The sequence below is a fragment of the uncultured Citricoccus sp. genome (assembly GCF_937871995.1).
In the GTDB taxonomy this organism is placed as follows: Bacteria; Actinomycetota; Actinomycetes; order Actinomycetales; family Micrococcaceae; genus Citricoccus.
The window spans coordinates 1-17592 of record NZ_CALMQR010000004.1; the positions used below are offsets into that span (position 1 = coordinate 1).

Here is a 17592-nt window from a genome sequence, read left to right on the forward strand (position 1 = left end):
AGCCGGAAGGCGGCCGTGAACGCCGCCGTGCCGCTCAGCACGCCGGGCTCACGGGCCACCAGTCGCGCGGTCCCCGTGGCCGAGGCCGGCACCAGCACCTCCGAGGTGAGGTCGCCCCAGGGGGCGTCCTCCTCGAGGGCCGCGGCGACGATCCGCTCGACCTGGACTCGCCCGACCGGCTGGGACCAGGCGCTCATCGCGTCGCCCCCGTGGCCGGTCCCGCGGGTGAGGCGTCCGCACCGGCCGCGGCCCCGCCCGCGTCCGGACCGGCCGGCGTCGGGACCGGACGGGCGGCGGGGGCGACGGTGAGCATCCGCTCCAGGGCGACCCGCGCCGGGTCCGCGACGTCGGCGGGCACCTGGATGCGGTTGACCACCTCACCGGCGACCAGCGACTCGAGCACCCAGGCGAGGTAACCCGGGTGGATGCGGTACATGGTGGAGCAGGGGCAGATCACCGGGTCCAGGCAGAAGATGGTGTGCTGCGGGTACTGCGCGGCCAGGCGCTGGACGAGGTTGATCTCGGTGCCGATCGCGAAGGTGGAGCCGTCCGGGGCGGCCTGGATGGCCTTGACGATGAAGTCCGTGGAGCCGGCGGAGTCCGCGGCGTCGACCACCGGCATCGGGCACTCGGGGTGCACGACCACGTGGACGTCCGGGTGCTCGGCGCGGGCCCGGGCGATCTGGTCCACGGTGAAGCGCTTGTGCACCGAGCAGAAGCCGTGCCACAGCAGGACCTTGGCCTGCTGCAGCTCCTCCTCGGTGTTGCCGCCCAGCGGCTTGCGCGGGTTCCACAGCGGCATCCGGTCCAGGCCGATGCCCATGGCCTTGGCGGTGTTGCGGCCCAGGTGCTGGTCCGGGAAGAACAGCACCCGCTGGCCGCGCTCGAAGGCCCACTCCAGGACGGAGGAGGCGTTGGAGGAGGTGCAGACGATCCCTCCGTGCTCGCCCACGAAGCCCTTCAGGGCGGCCGAGCTGTTCATGTAGGTGACCGGGATGACCGGAGCGCGGCCCGCCTCGTCCGGCGCGGTGCCGTACACCTCCTCGAGCTGCTCCCAGCAGTCGGCGACGGAGTCCAGGTCGGCCATGTCCGCCATCGAGCAGCCCGCGGCGAGGTTCGGCAGGATGACCGCCTGGTCCTCGGTGGAGAGCAGGTCCGCGGTCTCGGCCATGAAGTGCACGCCGCAGAAGACGATGGCCTCGGCCTCCGGGCGGGTCCTGGCGGCCTTGGCGAGCTGGAAGGAGTCGCCCACGAAGTCCGCGTGGGCCACCACCTCGTCGCGCTGGTAGAAGTGGCCGAGCACCACGACCCTCTCGCCCAGGGTCTCCTTAGCCACGCGGATCCGCTCGTGGAGCTCCTCGTCGGAGGCGCGCTGGTACTCCTCCGGGAGCGCGCCCTGCCGGGGTGCACCGGCGGGGATCGCGTCCTGCTGCGAGGCGCCCGGTCCGTACCCGGGGGTGCCGGCGTCAAAGGTCCAGGGCCCGGCCGTCAGGTCCGGGGAGCAGGAGGAGCCACCCGTGGAACCGGTGGCGATGAGGTCCAGTGTGCGGTGCACGGAGGCGCCGCGCGGGGACAGGCCGGAACCGGAGCGGTCCGGCGGAGTGACTGCGGGGGAGTCGGCGGTGGTGGTCACGAGAGGGTCCTTGTCTGCTCGGTGGGGATGGGGTCGGTGCTGCCCGGGGTGAACTGCCGGTAGCGGTAGAGCCGGGGTGGCCGGTGCGGGGTGCCCGCCAGGCGCTCGCCGGTCTCGACGATGTCCGCCGAGGCGGTGATGGAGCGGCGGAAGTTCGCCGGGTCCAGGGGCTGGCCCCGGACGGCCTCGTGGACCGAGCGGAGCTGGGCCAGGGTGAAGGTCTCACCCAGGAAGGTGTGCGCGATCCGCGCGTACTCGACCTTGGTGCGCAGCCGCTGCAGGGCGTAGTCCACGATCGCGTTGTGGTCGAAGGCCAGGGCGGGGAGGTCATCGGCCGGGAACCACTGGACGTTGTTCCCCACGGCGGCGTCGGTCACCTCGTCCGAGCGCACCAGGGCCCAGTAGACGACGGAGATGACGCGGCCGGTGGGGGAGCGGTCCAGGGCGCCGAAGGTGTAGAGCTGCTCGAGGTAGCTGGGGCGCAGTCCGGTGGTCTCGGCCAGGGTCCGGGCGGCGGCGTCCTCGAGCGGCTCGGCGTCCGGCAGCCAGCCGCCGGGCAGGGCCCACTGGTCCAGGTGGGGCTCCCGGGTGCGGCGCACGAAGGGGGTCCACAGGGCCGGGGGGTCCCCGGCCTCGGAACGCAGCGCGAAGATGACGGTGGACACCGCCAACCGGGCTGTGTGCTGATCCACCCTGACTCCCGTCCTCCCACTTAGGGTCTGGATGACCCTAAGTTGACTGAGATCCATCTTACAGTCGGAGTGACCCGAAGGGGAGAGTGTTGCGGGCGGCCGGAGCGCGGGCCCGGGCCCGGCCTGGCGGGTCCCAGGCCTCGCGGGTCCCAGGACCTGCGCCCTGGCATGGAGCGGCAGTAGGGTGGGGCATCCGGTCACGCCCCCACGGAGGAAGTCATGACGCCGAAGAATCCCGCCGACCGCGTGAACATCCGCGTGATCGGCATCTGCATCGCCGCCGCCCTGGGTGGCTTCCTGTTCGGCTTCGACACCGCGGTGATCAACGGCGCCGTCGACGCCCTCGAGTCGGGCTTCGCACTCGGACCCGGGCTGACCGGCTTCGTCGTGTCCTCGGCCCTGATCGGCTGCGCCCTGGGTGCCTGGTTCGCCGGTCCCGTCGCCAACCGCTTCGGCCGGGTCCGGGTCATGCTGCTGGCGGCGGTGCTCTTCCTGGTCTCCGCGCTCGGCTCCGGGCTGGCCTTCGACGTGTGGAGCCTGATCATCTGGAGGGTCGTGGGCGGCCTGGGCGTGGGCGCCGCCTCCGTGATCGCCCCGGCCTACATCGCCGAGGTGAGCCCGGCCGGCGTCCGGGGCCGGCTGGGCTCCCTGCAGCAGCTGGCCATCGTGACCGGCATCTTCGTGGCGCTGCTGTCCGACGCCCTCTTCGCGAACCTGGCCGGGGGCGCGGCCGAGACGCTGTGGTGGGGACTGGAGGCCTGGCGCTGGATGTTCATGGCCGAGGCCGTGCCGGCGGTGCTCTACGGGGCGTTCGCGTTCCGCCTGCCCGAGTCACCCCGGTACCTGGTCGCCCGCGGTGACCTCGACCGTGCGGCCCAGGTCCTGTACGACTTCACCGGCATCGAACGGGTCAACCTCAAGATCGAGCAGATCAAGGACACCCTGGAGTCCGAGCGGCGGGAGTCCCTGCGCGACCTGCGCGGACCGGCGATGGGCCTGAGGCCGATCGTGTGGATCGGCATCGTCCTGTCCGTGTTCCAGCAGTTCGTGGGCATCAACGTGATCTTCTACTACTCGACCACGCTGTGGCGCTCCGTGGGCTTCGGGGAGTCCGACGCCCTGACGATCACGGTGATCACGTCGGTGACGAACATCGTGGTGACGATCGTGGCCATCCTGCTGGTGGACCGGGTGGGGCGGCGCCCCATGCTGCTCGTCGGGTCCCTGGGCATGGCGGCCTCACTGGGCCTGATGGCGGTGGCCTTCTCCTTCGCGCAGGTCGTCCAGGCCGCCGACGGCACCACGGCCGCAGAGCTGGGCCAGCCGTGGTCCACGGTGGCCCTGATCTCGGCCAACGCCTTCGTGGTCTTCTTCGGTGCCACGTGGGGGCCCCTGGTGTGGGTCCTGCTGGGGGAGATGTTCCCGAACCGGATTCGCGCCGGGGCGCTCGCCGTGGCCGCGGCGGCCCAGTGGGCCGCGAACTTCGCGGTCTCCACCACGTTCCCGTGGCTGGCCGAGATCGGGCTGACCGTGGCCTACGGGCTCTATGCGGTGATGGCGGTACTGTCCTTCCTCTTCGTCTGGCGCTTCGTCCCGGAGACGAAGGGCCGCGAGCTCGAGGACATGCAGGACACCGGCATCGTCCGGAAGTCCCGCAGGAGCACACCCGCGCGGTGAGGACCCGGCCGCGATTTCACGCACCCGTGTGAGGTGCATTACAGTTGTCTCCCGGAATCAGCCACTGAGCGGTCCGGGAGAGATCCCGCACCACCTAAGATGCGCGACGCCGAAGGAGCAAGCCCTCCCCGGGAATCTCTCAGGCCCCCGTACCGGATCGCTGGGCACCTCTGGAAAGCGTCGCCACACCCACGCGCGACCACCGACGGGGCAAGCGGCCGACCGGCTCCGGGCCGGCACGACGCGAAACTCTCAGGTCCATGGACAGAGCGGGGAGGACACGAGGGGACCACCGTCCCACGTCCACCTGAGGAGAACCCATGGAACCCAGCCGCCCCACCGGGCCCGTCGCCGTCGGGACCGAGGCCGGACCAGCCGGCCACGCCCCCGCCGCAGCCCCGACCCTCGAGAGCCCGGCACCCGGCCGTCCGGACGGCACGGCCGCCGCGCCGGGCTGGAACCGCTTCGACTCGAGCTGGACGATCGGCCTGTTCGGTACCGCCGTGGGCGCCGGCGTCCTGTTCCTGCCGATCAATGCCGGCCTGGGCGGGATGTGGCCGCTGATCATCGCCACGCTGATCATCGGGCCGATGACCTACTTCTCCCACCGGGCGCTGTCCCGCATGGTGGTCGCCTCGCCCCGGGCCGACCGTGACATCACCGGCGTGGTGCGGGACTACTTCGGCGAGGCCGCCGGACGCCTGGTCACCATCCTGTACTTCCTGGCGATCTTCCCGATCGTGCTCATCTACGGCGTCGGCATCACCAACACCGTGGACAGCCTCATGGTCAACCAGCTGGGCATGGACCCGTGGCCGCGCTGGTTGCTCTCCGGGGTGCTCGTGCTGCTGATGTCCGCCGTGATGGTGGCCGGCCAGCGCGTCATGCTGATCGTCACCCAGTGGCTGGTCTACCCGCTGATCGCGGTCCTGTTCTCCGTCACCCTGCTGCTCATCCCGTCCTGGTCCTTCGAGGGCTTCGGGGCCGTGCCCGCCGCCGGCGACTTCGCGATGTCCCTGTGGCTGATGATCCCCGTGCTGGTCTTCGCGTTCAACCACTCCCCGGCGATCTCGCAGTTCTCGGTGTCCCTGCGCCAGCGCTACGGGGCGGGCTCGGTGCAGAAGGCCTCCTCCGTCCTGCGCGTCACCTCCATCCTGCTGGTGGTCTTCACCATGGGCTTCGTCTGGTCCTGCGTGCTGGCCCTCGGCCCCGAGGGGTTGCAGGCCGCCAAGGACGCCAACCTGCCGGTGCTCTCCCACCTGGCCAACGTCATGGGCCTGCCGATCATCGCCTGGCTCGGGCCGGCGGTGGCTGTCACGGCCATCGGCTCGTCCTTCTTCGGCCACTGGCTCGGGGCGTTCGAGGGCGCGCAGGGCATCATGCGCGGGATGGTGGACCCGCAGTCCCGGCGCTTCTCCGACCGCGGACTGCGGATCGGGATCAGCGTGTTCCTCATCGCCAGCACCTGGATCGCCGGCGTGCTCAACCCGAGCATCCTGGGACTCATCGAATCACTGGCCGGGCCGGTCATCGCGGCCGTGCTCTACCTGATGCCGATGTACGCCATCCGGAAGGTCCCCGCCCTGGCGCCGTTCCGGGGCGCGATCTCGAACGTCTTCGTGGTCATCGCCGGCATCGTGGCGGTCGGGGGCATCCTGCTCAGCCTGTTCGGCTGACCGGGCCCGCCGCCGTCGGGTCACCGGTAAGGGCACCGTGCTGCGGGTGAGTAGACCCGTACTCCGGCTACACTCTTCGGGGCGCGGATGCGCCATCACGCCGCCCGCGCCACCGAAGAGGTCGTCCCCGCTGTGCTGTTGAATCCCGTCGTCGTGTCCGTGCTCGTGCTCGCCGCGCTGAGCCTGGCCCGCGTGAACGTCATCGTCGCCCTGCTCATCGCCACGCTCGTCGCGGGACTGCTCGCGGGGCTGACCCCCGATGAGACGGTGACCATCCTCGTCGACGGGCTCGGCGGCCAGGGGGAGACCGCCCTGAGCTATATCCTGCTCGGCATCCTGTCGGTCATGGTCGCCCGCTCCGGGATCACCGGGAAGCTGATCCGCCGGATCCTGCCGCTGATCTCCGGCCGGCGGGCGATGACCCTCTTCGGGATCGCCGGACTCGCCTGCCTGTCGCAGAACATCGTCCCGGTCCACATCGCCTTCATCCCGATCCTCATCCCGCCGCTGCTGAGCGTGTTCAACCGGATGAGGATGGACCGCCGGGCCGTCGCCACCGCGCTGACCTTCGGCCTGAAGGCCCCCTACATGCTGATCCCGCTGGGATTCGGCCTGATCTTCCAGAACATCATCCTCGACGAGATGGCCAAGTACGGCATGGACGTCGAGCTCGGGCAGATCTCCCTGGCCATGGCGATCCCGGTCGCCAGCATGGTCATCGGCCTGGTCATCGCGATCCTCTTCAGCTACCGCCGGGCGCGGGAGTACCGGGACGCCGCGCCGGACCTCACCGCCTTCGCGTTCGGTCCCTCGCACGACGGTGCGGAGGGCTCGGGTCATGAGTCAGGCTGGACACGCCAGCACGTCGTCGTGCTGATCGGGCTCGCGGTCACCCTCGTGCTCCAGATCGCGTTCGGCTCGCTTGTCATCGCCGCGCTCGGCGGCATCCTCGTGATCTTCGTCTTCCGCGGCGAGCGCTGGCGCACCTCCGACGAACTCGCCCACGGCGGCGTGACGATGATGGGCACGATCGCCTTCATCATGCTGGTGGCCTCGGGGTACTCGTCCGTGCTGTCCGAGACGGGCGCCGTGGACGAGCTCGTGACGTCCGCGACCGGCTGGATCGGGGACAGCAGGCTGCTGGCGGCGGTGGTCATGATGGTCGTCGGACTGCTGGTGACCATGGGCATCGGCTCGTCCTTCGGCACCGTCCCGATCCTGGCGGCGATCTTCGTGCCGCTGTGCGCCGCCGTCGGGTTCAGCCCGCTCGCCACCGCCGCCCTGGTGGGGGCGGCCGGAGCCATCGGCGACGCCGGCTCGCCCGCCTCGGACAGCACCCTCGGCCCGACCTCGGGGCTGAACGTGGACGGCCAGCACCACCACATCTGGGACACCTGCGTGCCCACGTTCCTGCACTTCAACATCCCGCTGTTCTTCGGCGGGATCATCGCCGCCCTGGTCCTGTAGGCGCCGACGAACGGCCGGCGAGGGGCGGGTGGAGGATCCGTCCGCGTCCAGGGGACACGTCCGTGCGGGTCCGCAGGGGGCGATGTCCTCCGGGCCATGACGGGCGGCGGGCAGGGGCGTCAGCGCACCTCGAAGCGCCCGGGGAGGCCGGACGGCGGGGCCTGCAGGCGGTCGACGCGTACCGCCTCGACCTCCGCGGCACCGGGTCCGGACCGGCACCACCCGACCATGGCCTCCACCGCCGCGGCGGGACCGGCGAAGAGCGCCTCGACCCGGCCGTCGTCGAGGTTGCGGACCCAGCCGGTCACCCCCGCCGACGCCGCGGCCCGCCGGCAGGTGGCGCGGAAGCCCACGCCCTGCACGGTGCCGGACACCAGCACGTGTACCGCCTCCATGCGTCCTCCCGCCACCTCGGCGCTCCTGTCGGGTTCCAGCCTACGAAGGGGACCGGGCCCGGCGCGAGGGTGCGGTGTCCGCCGCGGCCGACGTCCTCGGGGGCATGCACCACCGTGACCCGACTCACGCACCACCAGCGCGCTCTGGGCTCATGACCAGCCGGCGGTCAGGATCGGTTGAGAGGGTCTTCGGATGCGTTCTGTCCGCTCTGCACTGTCCACCACCACCGGGAAGGTCCTGGGTTTCCTCGGCGCCAGCGTCCTGGCCGGGATCCTCGTGGCCGGGCTGGCCCTGCCCCTGGCCGCGACCGGCGGCGCCACCGTGGCCACCGGTTCCGAGCTGCTCGACGAGTTCCCCACAGCGCTGCGCGAGGAGCCGATCAGCGTTCCGTCCCGGGTGCTGGCCTCGGACGGCACCGAGCTGGCCACCTTCTACGCGGAGAACCGCAAGCCGGTGGGCCTGGACCAGATCAGCCCGAACATGCAGGAGGCGATCGTCGCGATCGAGGACGAGCGGTTCTACGAGCACGGCGGCGTGGACCCGCAGGGCATCGGCCGTGCGCTCGTGAACAACGCCTCCACTGACTCCGAGCAGGGGGCCTCGACCATCACCCAGCAGTACGTCAACAACATGCTCATCAACGCGGACATGCTCAGCGGCAAGGAGAAGCTGACGATCTCCGGGACCAAGACGTACATGGACAAGCTGCGCGAGATGAAGCTCGCCGTCTCGGTGGAGCAGGAGATGACGAAGGACGAGATCCTCGAGGGCTACCTGAACATCGTGCTGCTCGGGGGGCGCACCTACGGGGTGGAGGCCGCGGCGCAGTACTACTGGGGCGTGCCGGCCTCCGAGCTGACGATCGCCCAGTCGGCCACCCTCGCCGGGCTGGTGAAGTCCCCGAACGGCTACAACCCGCAGACCCGTCCGGAGGCCGCTGTGGAGCGGCGCAACGTGGTGCTGGACTCGATGCTGGCCCAGGGCTTCATCACGGACGCCGAACACGCCGAGGCCACGGCCAGCGACCTGGGCCTGGACGTCCACCCCGAGCAGGCCGGCTGCATCTCCTCCTCCGCCGCTCCGTACTTCTGCGACTTCGTCCAGCACGAGGTCCGCTCCAACGAGGCCTTCGGGCCGGATCCGGAGTCCCGCGAGCAGCTGCTGCACCGCGGTGGGCTCGAGATCACCACCACCCTGGACCCGAAGCTCCAGCAGCAGGCCCAGGCCTCGGTCGAGGAGACCGTCCCGGCCACGGACTCCTCGGGCGCCGGGTCCGCCCTCGTCTCGGTCGAGCCGGGCACCGGCAACGTCCGGGCGATGGCCCAGAACACGCGGTACTCACCCGAGGAGGGCCGGGGCAACACCGTGCTGAACTTCAACGTGGACGCCGCCCAGGGCGGGGGCAACGGCTTCCAGGGCGGGTCCTCGCTCAAGCCCTACGTGGCCGCGGCGTGGCTGGAGGACGGCCGGTCCATGGCGGACCTCGTGGACGCCTCCCAGGACCACTGGCGCCAGGGCGAGCAGTTCCGCGCCTCCTGCCAGCCCGGCGGATCGGTGTCCATCCCGGACGAGGGCGGATGGAAGGTCAACAACGTCATCGACGACATGAAGCGCCCGATGACGGCCGACTTCGGCCTGTACTGGTCCATCAACACCGTCATGGTGAACATGGCCCAGGAACTGGACCTGTGTGACATCACCGACGTGGCCACCCGGCTCGGCGTGCACCGCGCGGACGACGGCCAGCCGCTGAACCCGGGCAACCCGTCCTTCATCCTCGGTTCGGAGGAGTTCGCCCCCATGACCCAGGCCGCGGCCTACGCCGCCTTCGCGGACGACGGCCGGTACTGCCGTCCCCGCGCGATCGAGTCCGTCACGGACTCGACCGGCAAGCGGTACGACGTCGGCGGCCCGGACTGCCAGCAGGCACTCGATCCCGAGGTGGTGGCCCAGCTGAACGAGACGCTGACCCAGATCGGCCGGCGCAACGCGGAGGAGGCCGGCGTGGACCCGGGGGTGCCGATGGGCGGCAAGACCGGCACCAACAATTCCCAGTCCTCCACCTGGTACATCGGCTACACGTCCGGGCTGTCCACGGCCAGCTGGGTGGGGCGGTACACGGACCTGAAGACCCTGGCCGGAACCCGGGTCAACGGGCAGGAGCACGAGCACTTCTGGGGCAGCACCCTGGCCGGGCCGCAGTGGATGGACTTCATGGAACAGGCGTCCGGCAGCGTCGAGGCCGAGCCGTTCCGCACCCCGACGGACTCCCCGTTCCCGGACGCCGGTTCCACCGAGCGCTACCGGATGGGCGGGAACGGGACCGGCTGACTAGCATCGGGGCCATGGGCACCGTGACGAGACCTGCGCGGCGCCCACCCCTGTCCTCCTCGCTGCGCCGGTTCACGCCCGAGCGGCTCTCCCCGGGATACTTCGCCTTCGTGATGGGCACGGGCATCCTGTCCATCGGCGCGGCGCAGCGGGGCTGGGACCGGTTCTCTGCCGCGCTGATCGTATTGGCCGCCGTCGGCTACGCCGTGCTGGTGGTGCTCAACGGCTGGCGGCTGCTGGCGTATCGCGGTGCCTACGCGGCCGACTTCCACGACTCCGCGAGGGCGTTCCTCGTGTTCACCTTCGTGGCGGCCACGGACGTGCTGGCAGCCTCGCTGGCCGGCACCGGCATCATCGGGCCCGCCGCGGCGCTGCTCGTGGTCGGGTCGGTGAGCTGGCTGCTGCTGGGCTATGCCGTGCCGTGGGCCGCGGTGCTGGGCCGGTCCGAGCGGCCGGTGACCGCCGCCGCCAACGGCACCTGGTTCATCTGGGTGGTCGCCGCGCAGTCGGTGGCCGTGGTGGCGGCCACCCTGGAGCCCGAGCTGGCGGAGCTGCGCCAGGGGCTGGCCATGCTGGCCGTCTTCGCCTGGTCGGTCGGGCTGGTGCTGTACGTGGCCGTGGCCATCCTGGTGGTCTACCGGATGCTGGCCTACCCGCTGGAGCCCGAGCAGTTCCAGCCGCCCTACTGGGTCTCCATGGGCGCGATCGCCATCACCATCGTGGCCGGGGCGCGGATCGTGGAGATGGAGAGCACCCCGATGGTGGACGCCGTCCGCGGCCTCGTGGCGGGGGCCGCGGTCGTGCTCTGGTGCTTCGCCACGTGGCTGATCCCGGTGCTCTTCGCCGCCGGTGTCTGGCGGCACGTGCTGAAGAAGGTCCCCCTGCGGTACACCCCGACGCTGTGGAGCATCGTCTTCCCGCTGGGCATGTACGCCGTGGCCGGGATGTACCTGGGCCGGGCGGACCAGCTGCCGATCGTGGCCCGGGTCGGGGAACTGTGGGTCTGGGTGGCCCTGGCGGCCTGGGCGGCCACGACGCTGGCCATGGTCGGGTCCTGGGTCCGCGTCGTCCGCGGTGCCCGCCGCGAGGTCACCCGGTGACCGGGCTGTGGGGCAGCGGCCCGCTCGCCCTCGCGGGGGAGCGGACCGGTCAGCTGCAGGTGATCGCCGGGCCGATGTTCGCCGGCAAGTCCGAGGAACTGATGCGCCGGGTCCGCCGCGCATGGCTGGCCGGACTGTCCGTGGAGGTGGTCAACCACGCCCTGGACGTGCGGCACGGCTCGCGGGACGTGGCCTCCCACGCCGGGCAGCGCATCCCGGCCCGGTCCGTGCCCGACGCCGCCGGGCTGGCCGGTCTCGTGGCGGGCCAGGACCTGGACCTGCTGGCGATCGACGAGGCCCAGTTCTTCGGATCCGACCTGGTCCCGGTGGTCACTCGGCTGGCCGGGGAGGGGCTCACGGTCGTGGTCTCCGGGCTGTGCGTGACCTTCGACGGCCTGCCGTTCGAACCGCTGCCGGCGCTCATGGCCCTGGCGGAGGAGGTGGTCAAGCTGACCGCCGTCTGCTCGGTGTGCGGCCGGGACGCCGCCTTCCACGTGCGGGTCGTTCCCAGCGGGACGCCGTCGACGGCCGGCGGGGCCGCCCGGGCCGAGCACGTGGGCGGCACGGAGACCTACCAGGCCCGGTGCCGCGCCCACACCTGACCCGGGTGGAACGGTCCTAGCCCGCCTCGGCGTAGGACTCCACCGCGGCGACCGTGAGCGGGAACTCCACCGGTGCCGCCCCGAACAGCAGCCGGCCGGCGGTGGCGGCCGCCTCGGTGACGATCTGTCCGACGGCGGGGGCCTCCTCGGCGGGCCCGTGCAGCACCACCTCGTCGTGGACGAAGAACACCAGCCGGGTCCGCAGCCCCCGCGGATGGTCCCGGTGGCCCGCGCGCAACCGGCGCCGGATCTCGCCCATCCAGCACAGGGCCCACTCGGCCGCCGTGCCCTGGACCACGAAGTTGCGGGTGAACCGGCCGGCCGCCGCGCGCATCGACCGGGACCGGGACTCGGCCTCGGCCGTGCCGACGTCCCGGACGCCGGCCAGCCAGTCCGGCCCCACCACCGGGGAGGTCCGGCCCAGCCAGGTGGTCACCTGGCCGCCCTCCTCGCCGCGGCGGGCGGCGCGCTCGAGCAGCCCGATGGCCTCGGGGTACAGGCGGCGCAGGTGCGGCATCAGCACGGCCGAGTCACCCGTCGTGGCCCCGTACATGGCACCGAGCAGCGCGATCTTCGCCCGGGTCCGGTCGCCGATCCCGGACCCGGCCCGCCGGCCCTGTTCCGCCACCGCCAGGTACAGGTCGTGCCCGGAGCCGGCGGCGGCCAGGGCCCGGTCCTGTGACATGGCCGCCAGGATGCGCGGCTCCACCTGGGAGGCATCGGCCACGGTGAGCAGCCATCCGGGGTCCGCCCGCACGGCATCCCGCACGGCCGCGGGGACCTGCATGGCCCCGCCACCGTGGGCGGCCCAGCGCCCGGTCACCACGCCGCCCACCGCGTACGCGGCGTGGAAGCGGCCGTCCCGGACCCACTCGTCCAGCCAGTGCCAGCCGTTGGCCGTCCACAGCCGGTACAGGTGCTTGTACTCCAGCACGGGTGCCACCAGCTCCGTGCGGCGTGGCGAGTCCGCACCGCCGCCACGGGCCCATTCCTTCAGCTCCCAGGCCCGGGTGGAGGACACCCGCACCCCGGCCGCCGTGAGTCCCCGCAGCAGGTCCTGGGGAGAATCGGGATTGAGGCCGGGGACGCCGAGGCCGGCGGCGATGCGCTGGGCCAGCTCCTGCAGCAGCCGCGGCCGTTCGCCCTCCCGGGGGCGGGGCCCGAGCCGGCGCCGCAGCATCTCCTCGTGGACGTCCCGGCGCCAGGGCAGTCCGTCCTGCAGCATCTCCGCCGCGACCAGCGCACCCTGGGATTCCGCGGCCAGCAGCAGCATCAGGCGCTGCGGATGCCGGGCGCCGGCGACGGCGGCCAGCTGGGTGGCCAGTTCCCGCGCCAGCTCGGTGGCCCCGGGGCTGCTGTCCCGTCCGGCACCCGCGGCCGGCAGGTCGAAGAACGCCTCCTGGTCCGGCGGCCCCGGCCGCGGCGCCTCCCCGTAGGGCTCCGGGTCCCGGACGGGCACGACGGCGGCGGGGGAGTACCGCACGCCGGTCGCCTCGAGCGTGGCCGCACCGAGGAGGATGCGCTGGGCGAGGCCGAGGTCCCAGCACCGGCCGAGCTCGATGCCGGCCCTCAGCAGCGGCGGGGACCCGGTGGCCACGGAGGCGAACACCCAGCGGATGGACGCGGGGTCCGTCCCGAGGCGCTCCGGCAGGGCACGGACGAGGCCGGGCAGCTGGTCCGGGCCGGCCGTGGGTCCCGGCGCGATCCGGTCACCGTCGACCAGGACCGCCTCCCATGATCCCGGGGTGCCGGAGCCGCCGCGTGCCGGCACGGGAGCGGACCGGGCGGACGACCCGGCAGGCGGCGCCGACGACCCGGCGGACGGGCCCGCTGAGGCCGCGGCGGCCGGACCGAGGACGATGTGCATGCCCCCAGTCAACCGGACGCCGCGACCGCCCCGGTACTTTCGCCCTGCCCCCGGCTGGGATAGGTTGGTCCCATGGCACGGTTCAGCTTCCTGGAATGGCCGGTCATCCGGCAGTTCCGCACGGACGACTCCTCCGGTCGAAGCTCTGCCGTGACCTCTCCGACCACGCGTTCCATCGTCCCGCGCACCACCACCGCGGACCGCTCCGTGCAGAGCGTGTGCCCGTACTGCGCGGTGGGCTGCGGGCAGAAGGTCTTCGTCACGGACGAGAGGGTCGTGCAGATCGAGGGGGACCCGGACTCACCGATCTCCCGCGGTCGGCTGTGCCCCAAGGGGTCGGCGAGCGAACAGCTCGTCAACGCCTCCAACCGCCAGACGAAGGTCCTCTACCGGGCGCCGCGGGCCACCGAGTGGCAGGAGATGGACCTCGAGACCGCCACCGAGATGGTGGTGGACCGGTTCCTGGAGTCCCGCCGCAACGGCTGGCAGGACCTGGACGAGCAGGGCCGCCGGCTGGCCCGCACCATGGGGATCGCCTCCCTGGGCGGGGCCACGCTGGACAATGAGGAGAACTACCTCATCAAGAAGCTGTTCACGGCGGCCGGCGCGATCCAGATCGAGAACCAGGCCCGTATTTGACACTCCGCCACGGTTCCCGGTCTGGGGACCTCCTTCGGGCGCGGCGGCGCCACCCAATCGCTGCAGGACATGGCCAACGCTGACTGCATTGTCATCCAGGGCTCGAACATGGCCGAGGCCCACCCCGTGGGCTTCCAGTGGGTGACCGAGGCCAAGGCGCGCGGCGCCAAGGTCTTCCACGTGGACCCGCGCTTCTCGCGCACCTCGGCGGTGGCGGACAGGCACGTGCCGATCCGTGCCGGTTCGGACATCGTGCTGCTGGGCGCGTTGATCAACTACGTCCTGACCCACGAGAAGTGGTTCAGGGAATACGTGGTGGCCTATACGAACGCCGCGACGATCGTGAACGAGGACTTCCGGGACGCCGAGGACCTGGACGGGCTGTTCTCCGGGTACGACGAGGAGTCCGGCGGCTACGACATGGAGTCCTGGGCCTACGAACCGGAGCCCGGCAGCGGTTCCGGGGGAGCCGGCGTCGGGGACGGGACCGCGGGGGACAGCGCCCGGGAGGACGGGGCGGAGGCCTCCACGGAGGCGGCCGGCCAGCAGTACGGTTCCGGTGGCCCGGACATCGAGACGCACGTGCCGCGCCGGGACGAGACGCTGCAGCACCCGCGCACCGTCTTCCAGATCCTGAAGCGCCACTACGCGCGCTACACCCCGGAGATGGTGCGGGACGCCTGCGGGATCTCGGTGGCGGACTTCGAGGAGCTGGCCCGGACGATCACCGAGAACTCCGGCCGCGAGCGCACCACCTGCTTCGCCTACGCCGTGGGCTGGACGCAGCACACGGTCGGCGCCCAGTACATCCGCACGGCCACCATCCTGCAGTTGCTGCTGGGCAACATGGGACGCCCGGGCGGGGGCATCATGGCCCTGCGCGGCCACGCGTCCATCCAGGGTTGCACGGACATCCCCACCCTGTTCAACCTGCTGCCCGGGTACCTGCCGATGCCCACCGTGGAGAAGCAGGACCTGGGCACCTACATAGAGTCGATTGCCTCCAAGACGCAGAAGGGCTACTGGGCCGAGGCCGACGCCTACACCGTCAGCCTGCTCAAGGCCTGGTGGGGGGACGCCGCCCACGCGGGCAACGACTACGCCTACGACTACATCCCCCGCCTCACCGGTCCCCACGGCACCTACCAGACCGTGGAGGGGATGATCGCCGGGGACGTCGAGGGCTACTTCCTGCTCGGGCAGAACCCGGCGGTCGGCTCCGCCAACGGCCGCATGCAGCGGATGGGCATGTCCCACCTGAAGTGGCTCGTGGTCCGGGACTTCCAGCTCATCGAGTCCGCCACCTGGTGGAAGGACGGTCCGGAGATCGCCACCGGCGAGCTGCGCACCGAGGATATCGAGACCGAGGTGTTCTTCTTCCCGGCGGCCAACCACGTGGAGAAGGCCGGCACCTTCACCCAGACCCAGCGCCTGGTGCAGTGGCGCCACCAGGCCGTGGCCCCGCCGGGTGACGCCCAGTCCGAGCTGCAGTTCTTCCACGAGATCGGCAAGCGGATCCGGGCCCGGCTGGCGGACTCCACCGACCCCCGTGACCGCCCGCTGCTGGACCTGACGTGGGACTACCCGGAGGACGAACACGGGGAGCCCGACGGTGAGGCCATCCTGCAGGAGATCAACGGCCATCAGCTCACCGGGCCCGATGCCGGCACGCTGCTCTCCAGCTACACCCAGATGAGGGCGGACGGTTCCACGGCCGGTGGTTGCTGGATCTACACCGGCGTCTTCGCGGACGGGATCAACCACGCCGCCGACCGCACTCCCGGCGGTGGCGACGGTCCCCAGACCGAGGAATGGGGCTGGGCCTGGCCGTCGAACCGGCGGATCCTGTACAACCGGGCTTCGGCGGACCCGCAGGGCCGGCCCTGGAGCGAGCGCAAGAAGCTCGTCTGGTGGGACGAGGACCAGGGCAAGTGGGTGGGCAACGACATCCCGGACTTCCCGGTGGACCGTGCGCCCGGCAGCACCCCGGACCCCTCACTGGGCGGTGCGGCCGCGCTGGCCGGGGACGACCCGTTCATCATGCAGGCCGATGGCAAGGGCTGGCTCTTCGCCCCCAAGGGGATGGTGGACGGTCCGCTGCCGACCCACTACGAGCCGCAGGAGTCCCCGGTGCGCAACCCGCTGTACCGGCAGCAGCACAACCCCACCCGGGTCACCCTGCCCCGCAAGGACAACCTCAGCGCGCCCGAACCGGGCGCCCCGGGATCGGACGTGTACCCCTTCGTGTTCACCACCTACCGGTTGACCGAGCACCACACCGCGGGCGGGATGAGCCGGTGGCTGCCGTACCTGGCCGAGCTGCAGCCCGAGATGTTCTGCGAGGTCTCCCCGGAACTGGCCGCCGAGCGCGGACTGGAACCCTACGGCTGGGCCACGCTGGTCTCCCCACGGGCGGCGATCGAGGCGAAGGTCCTGGTCACCGAGCGCATGAGGCCGCTGCGGGTGGGTGGACAGACGGTGCACCAGATCGGACTGCCCTACCACTGGGGCGTCGGCAATGACGCGGTCGTCACGGGGGACTCCGCCAATGACCTGCTGGGCATCACCCTGGACCCCAACGTGCTGATCCAGGGCTCCAAGGTCGGCGCCGTGGACATCCGGCCGGGACGGCGTCCCCAGGGCAGGCAGCTGTTGCGGCTGGTGGAGGACTACCAGCGCAGGGCGCACCTGACCGTGGAGTCCGGCAACGAAGGTGTCACCGGCAGCCACGAGGAGGCCGGCGCCGAGGAGGCCACCGACCGGTCCGAGCGGCTGGACCACCAATCGACGGACCAGCCAGGAGCGGAGGAGTAGATGCAGCGACTGACCGCACCGGACGCCGCCGCCGTGGGGGACAACCCCACGGCGGACGCCCACTACGAACACCCCCACGCCCGTAAGGGCTTCTTCACGGACACCTCGATCTGCATCGGCTGCAAGGCCTGCGAGGTGGCCTGCAAGGAGTGGAACCGCAACCCGGTGGACTCCGACTACGAGCTGTCCAACTCCTCCTTCGACAACTCCGAGGGCCTCAGTGCGGACACCTGGCGCCACGTCGCGTTCATCGAGCAGGACCGCAGTCGCATCGAGGCGGCCCGCGAGTCCGGGCGCGCACTCGTGAGCCTGGGCATGCCCCGGCTGCGCCCCGCGAGCGTGCCCACCACCGCGGGGGAGGCGATCACCACCGCCGTCACCGGGGGGATGACCGGTCCGCTGTCCGAGGTCGCCGGGCGGCCGCCCTCGGGCCTTCCCCCGGCCCCCGACCTGGGGGAGCTGGACGTGCTGTCCTCGCTGGGCGGTGGGCCCACCCGGCCCGAGGACGCGCGTGCCGTGGACACGACCCCGCCGGACACCCCCGAGTTCCGCTGGCTGATGTCCTCGGACGTCTGCAAGCACTGCACCAACGCCGGCTGCCTGGACGTGTGCCCCACCGGAGCGCTGTTCCGCACCGAGCACGGGACCGTGGTGGTCCAGGACGATGTCTGCAACGGCTGCGGCACGTGCGTGGCCGG

Annotated in this window: 12 protein-coding genes, 1 pseudogene and 1 riboswitch; of the genes and pseudogenes, 8 read left to right on the forward strand and 5 right to left on the reverse strand. The window is 71.7% G+C overall.

Annotation, left to right across the window (positions count from 1 at the left end):
* The 3 genes and pseudogenes from Q0283_RS00090 to Q0283_RS00100 all read right to left on the reverse strand — a co-directional run.
* Positions 1-197, reverse strand: a pseudogene (locus Q0283_RS00090) (nicotinate-nucleotide diphosphorylase (carboxylating)); the annotation flags it as partial.
* A complete protein-coding gene (gene nadA, locus Q0283_RS00095) occupies positions 194-1576 on the reverse strand; it encodes a quinolinate synthase NadA (RefSeq protein WP_221243677.1) in 1383 nt (460 codons plus the stop codon). The gene nadA and the pseudogene Q0283_RS00090, both read right to left, overlap by 4 nt.
* 53 nt (positions 1577-1629) lie before the next feature.
* On the reverse strand, positions 1630-2325 hold the full coding sequence (locus tag Q0283_RS00100) for an NrtR DNA-binding winged helix domain-containing protein (protein WP_183527230.1): 696 nt from the start codon (positions 2323-2325) through the stop codon (positions 1630-1632).
* Positions 2326-2544: 219 nt separating this feature from the next.
* Here Q0283_RS00100 and Q0283_RS00105 point away from each other — a divergent pair, with 219 nt between their 5' ends.
* The 3 genes from Q0283_RS00105 (at position 2545) to Q0283_RS00115 (ending at position 7145) form a co-directional block, all read left to right on the forward strand.
* Positions 2545-4002: a sugar porter family MFS transporter gene (locus Q0283_RS00105; protein ID WP_298041856.1), complete on the forward strand. Its 1458-nt coding sequence runs from the start codon at positions 2545-2547 to the stop codon at positions 4000-4002.
* Positions 4003-4066: 64 nt separating this feature from the next.
* Positions 4067-4167: riboswitch (glycine riboswitch) on the forward strand.
* 155 nt (positions 4168-4322) lie between these two features.
* The gene (locus Q0283_RS00110) at positions 4323-5678 is read left to right on the forward strand and encodes an amino acid permease (RefSeq protein ID WP_298041857.1); all 1356 of its coding nucleotides are present in this window, start codon (positions 4323-4325) and stop codon (positions 5676-5678) included.
* An 87-nt stretch (positions 5679-5765) separates the two neighbouring features.
* Entirely contained in the window at positions 5766-7145 is a 1380-nt protein-coding gene (locus Q0283_RS00115; RefSeq protein WP_183527225.1) for a Na+/H+ antiporter family protein, read from the forward strand.
* Between the two features lie 119 nt (positions 7146-7264).
* Here Q0283_RS00115 and Q0283_RS00120 read toward each other — a convergent pair whose 3' ends face one another.
* Positions 7265-7540 (reverse strand): acylphosphatase, encoded by a 276-nt coding sequence (locus tag Q0283_RS00120; protein WP_298041859.1) that lies wholly within the window; start codon positions 7538-7540, stop codon positions 7265-7267.
* Between the two features lie 193 nt (positions 7541-7733).
* Here Q0283_RS00120 and Q0283_RS00125 point away from each other — a divergent pair, with 193 nt between their 5' ends.
* The 3 genes from Q0283_RS00125 to Q0283_RS00135 are packed head-to-tail and all read left to right on the forward strand — an operon-like array spanning position 7734 to position 11574.
* Entirely contained in the window at positions 7734-9872 is a 2139-nt protein-coding gene (locus tag Q0283_RS00125) for a transglycosylase domain-containing protein (RefSeq protein ID WP_298041860.1), read from the forward strand.
* A 14-nt stretch (positions 9873-9886) separates the two neighbouring features.
* The gene (locus tag Q0283_RS00130) at positions 9887-10972 is read left to right on the forward strand and encodes a tellurite resistance/C4-dicarboxylate transporter family protein (RefSeq protein WP_298041861.1); all 1086 of its coding nucleotides are present in this window, start codon (positions 9887-9889) and stop codon (positions 10970-10972) included.
* Positions 10969-11574 carry a thymidine kinase gene (locus Q0283_RS00135; RefSeq protein WP_298041862.1) on the forward strand — a complete coding sequence of 202 codons (606 nt, stop codon included), beginning with the start codon at positions 10969-10971 and terminating at the stop codon, positions 11572-11574. Before Q0283_RS00130 ends, Q0283_RS00135 begins: the two co-directional genes overlap by 4 nt.
* A gap of 16 nt (positions 11575-11590) precedes the next feature.
* On the opposite strand, the gene Q0283_RS00140 is transcribed toward Q0283_RS00135, so the two are convergent.
* Positions 11591-13441, reverse strand: a complete 1851-nt coding sequence (locus tag Q0283_RS00140; RefSeq protein ID WP_298041863.1) for a bifunctional 3'-5' exonuclease/DNA polymerase — start codon at positions 13439-13441, stop codon at positions 11591-11593.
* 72 nt (positions 13442-13513) lie between these two features.
* Between Q0283_RS00140 and fdh the strand changes: the two genes are divergently transcribed.
* A complete protein-coding gene (gene fdh, locus Q0283_RS00145; protein WP_298041865.1) occupies positions 13514-16894 on the forward strand; it encodes a formate dehydrogenase in 3381 nt (1126 codons plus the stop codon).
* The coding region (locus Q0283_RS00150) for a 4Fe-4S dicluster domain-containing protein (protein ID WP_298041867.1) at positions 16895-17592 on the forward strand (698 nt) is incomplete at its 3' end.

What these genes read in the sequence shown, in the direction of transcription:
- Q0283_RS00125 (WP_298041860.1), top strand. Translation starts at nt 7,734, where the DNA reads ATGCGTTCTGTCCGCTCTGCACTGTCCACCACCACCGGGAAGGTCCTG.
- Q0283_RS00120 (WP_298041859.1), bottom strand. Translation starts at nt 7,540, where the DNA reads ATGGAGGCGGTACACGTGCTGGTGTCCGGCACCGTGCAGGGCGTGGGC.
- Q0283_RS00115 (WP_183527225.1), top strand. Translation starts at nt 5,766, where the DNA reads ATGCGCCATCACGCCGCCCGCGCCACCGAAGAGGTCGTCCCCGCTGTG.
- Q0283_RS00140 (WP_298041863.1), bottom strand. Translation starts at nt 13,441, where the DNA reads ATGCACATCGTCCTCGGTCCGGCCGCCGCGGCCTCAGCGGGCCCGTCC.
- Q0283_RS00130 (WP_298041861.1), top strand. Translation starts at nt 9,887, where the DNA reads ATGGGCACCGTGACGAGACCTGCGCGGCGCCCACCCCTGTCCTCCTCG.
- Q0283_RS00105 (WP_298041856.1), top strand. Translation starts at nt 2,545, where the DNA reads ATGACGCCGAAGAATCCCGCCGACCGCGTGAACATCCGCGTGATCGGC.
- Q0283_RS00110 (WP_298041857.1), top strand. Translation starts at nt 4,323, where the DNA reads ATGGAACCCAGCCGCCCCACCGGGCCCGTCGCCGTCGGGACCGAGGCC.